Here is a 2,688-nt window from a genome sequence, read left to right as displayed (position 1 = left end):
CACCCCCCGCACGGGATGGTGGGCCGGTCGGCCGGCCGGTTGACTGGTCGCAGGTCACCGACGCTCTGTTCAGGCGCGACGGTGGTCGATCCGACCGGCGATCACGGTCACCAGGCAGGTACCGTCGACGCCGTGCACCGCGAGGTCGGCCCGCCCGTCGGGACGCAGCGTCGGCGCCACGGCGGCGGGCAGCACCAGCAGGTCGCTCCGCTCGGCGGCGGCGCGCAGCGCCGGGTCGGCCAGGTGCTCCGCCAGCACCGCAGTCACCCCGGTACGCAGCAGCGCGTGCACCCGCTCGCGCGGGGTCGGCGCGGGCGGCAGCGGCCGGTCGTGCAGCAGACCCGGCCCCAGCGTGCCGGGCCAGCGGCGAACCCGGGCACCGGCGTACGCCGAACTCAGCTCGGCCAGCGGGCCGACGGCCTCGACGCGGTCGCCACTGACCAGTACGGCGTGCTCCGGCACCGGCTCGCCGTCCCGGTCGCGGCGCAGCAGTGCGGCGGTGTGCAGGGTGAGCACGTTCAGTCGGCGAGCGGGCCGAGTTGCGGGCGCTTCGCCGTCACCGTGTCGCCGGACGAGCGACCGGTCAGCCGCCGCTTCACCCAGGGGGCGAGGTGCTGGCCGGCCCACCGCAGGTCGGCGGCGCGGGCGGCCAGCCACGGCGAGGGCGCCGGGTGCGGCGGGACCATCAGCCACTCCTCTTCGCAACCAACCCCGAGGGCGTTCAACACCTGCCCGGCGACCCGGCGGTGGCCGGCCGGGGAGAGGTGCAACCGGTCGGTGCTCCAGAGCATCGGGTTGAGGAACGTGTCGTCGGCGTACAGGTCGACCATGATGGCGCCGTGCCGCTCGGCGGTCTCGCCGACCGCCTGGTTGAGCAACTGCACCCGGGGGGCGACGAGGCGTTGGCCGGGCAGTCGGGCCATCACGTCCGCGAACCGGAAGAGGAGCACGTCCGCGCCACCCGAGCGCAGTTGCCGGACCACCTCGTCGAAGCGGGCGACGAGCGTGTCCGGGTCGAAGGTGCGACGCAGCACGTCGTTGCCACCGGCCGCGAAGCTGATCAGATCCGGCTTCATCGCCACGGCGGAGGGCACCTGCTCGGCGACCACGCTGGGGAAGAGCCGGCCCCGGATGGCCAGGTTGGCGTACCGGAAGTCGGGCCCCGCGTCGGCGGCGAGCCGGGTCGCCACCAGGTCCGCCCAGCCCCGGTAGGTGCCGTCCGGGTACGCGTCGTCCATACCCTCGGTGAAGCTGTCCCCGACCGCGACAAAACTGCGCCAGCGCACCCGCGCCTCCCTCACGCCACCCGTTGCCTGCGGCGACCAGTCTGTCACCGCAGGAACGCCCGGCACCGCCCCGAATCCACGACGTGTCGGAGGTCATGGCGCACACGACGGGAGGGACCGGCCACCCCCGTGAGTGGCCGGTCCCTCGTACCCGGTGGCAGTGCGCCGGTGGCTCAGCCCAGCAGTGCGCCCCACCGCTGGCCGTCGGGCCCCGACGCGGAGGCCAGCACCCGGCCGCTGCGGGCGTACCTGACCAGCCGGTACGCCGGCGCGTCGTCGGCCGACGTATCCGTCTTGACCTGGACCACCAGGCCGCCGTCGGCCAGGACGAGCCCGTCGATGGCTTCGCCGTGCCCGGTCGGCTGCTTCCACGCCGGGTCCAACGGCGCCAACTCGGTGACGGCCCCGCTGGCGGCGTCGAGCCGGTAGTTGCGGAACCGCCAGCCGCAGCTGCATCCCCCGGGGCTGGTCGTGTGTGCGCTGATCACCAGCGTCCGGCCGTTGCCGGAGATCGCAGCCACCTCGCCGATGACGAGGCCGGCCGGGATGCGCGGGCTGATCGAGCGGGAGTCGCCACCTTCGTTGCGGATGCGCACCGTCCGATCGCTGAACTGGGCGATCCATCCGCCGGACACCGTCGGGCACTTCGCCTGGCGGGTGGCGAGCACCTTCCGCCCGCTCCCGTCGGCGTTGACCGCGATGAGGGTTATGTCCTTCTCCCGGCCCAGGCCGTAGAGCACCCGACCCGAGTCCAGCCAGCTCGGCGCGCATGCCTGCTGACCCGGGGTCGCGATGGCGTGCCGCTTCGTGCCGTCGAACCCGCTGATCACCAGCCGACCGGCGGACTCTTCCAGCCAGGCCGCCCGCCGGCCGTCCGGCGAGATGGCGAGCGGGCTGATGATGGCCTTGCCGTCGTAGGGCCGGCCCTCGCGCACCAACTGCCAGCTCCCACCGGGGGTACGCCGCCAGATCCGGGCCGGGTCGTTCTGCTTCCGGCCGTTCTCCTTGGCGGTGTACCAGATCAGCTGCGGCCACTGCGTCGAGCCGACGGCCGGGCGGGCCGGCGCGACGGCCGGCGCCGCCGAAGCCGCATCCGGCACGGAGCCGCCCGTGCCGGCGGCCGAGGTGTCGCCGGTCGCCGGAACGGGGGTGGCGGTGGCGGTGGCCGTTTCGGCCGGAGCGGGCGTGGCCTTCGGGTCGGCGGTGCCGCAGGCCGCGGCACCGAACGTCAGGAGCAGCAGGGCGGCCGTACCGGCGAGCGCGCCGGAACGGCGGGCCGAGGCGGGACGGGTGGTCCGGGTGAACGGGCCGAGACTCATCGTTTCCATCCTTTGTGGGGGCTGACCGTGCCTGCAACCACCCAAGACCAACCCTGGCCGGGGCGAGTTGCCGCCGCGGCGCG

The 2,688-nt window shown here is 74.6% G+C and carries 3 protein-coding genes; all 3 read right to left on the bottom strand.

Features of this window, described 5'->3' with window-relative positions:
* Positions 1-69 precede the first annotated feature (69 nt).
* Positions 70-516 (bottom strand): imidazolonepropionase-like domain-containing protein, encoded by a 447-nt coding sequence (locus tag PSH25_RS25430; RefSeq protein ID WP_238661460.1) that lies wholly within the window; start codon positions 514-516, stop codon positions 70-72.
* Between the two features lie 2 nt (positions 517-518).
* Positions 519-1,286, bottom strand: coding sequence for an SGNH/GDSL hydrolase family protein (locus PSH25_RS25425; protein ID WP_238661459.1), 768 nt, complete (start codon positions 1,284-1,286; stop codon positions 519-521).
* Between the two features lie 173 nt (positions 1,287-1,459).
* A complete protein-coding gene (locus tag PSH25_RS25420) occupies positions 1,460-2,605 on the bottom strand; it encodes a TolB-like translocation protein (protein ID WP_238661458.1) in 1,146 nt (381 codons plus the stop codon).
* Between the last annotated feature and the right edge of the window lie 83 nt (positions 2,606-2,688).

This window comes from Micromonospora foliorum, from assembly GCF_022229015.1.
GTDB classification, from domain to species: Bacteria; Actinomycetota; Actinomycetes; order Mycobacteriales; family Micromonosporaceae; genus Micromonospora; species Micromonospora foliorum.
This window is presented reverse-complemented; position numbering and strand designations above follow the sequence as displayed.

What these genes read in the sequence shown, in the direction of transcription:
- PSH25_RS25420 (WP_238661458.1), bottom strand. Translation starts at nt 2,605, where the DNA reads ATGAGTCTCGGCCCGTTCACCCGGACCACCCGTCCCGCCTCGGCCCGC.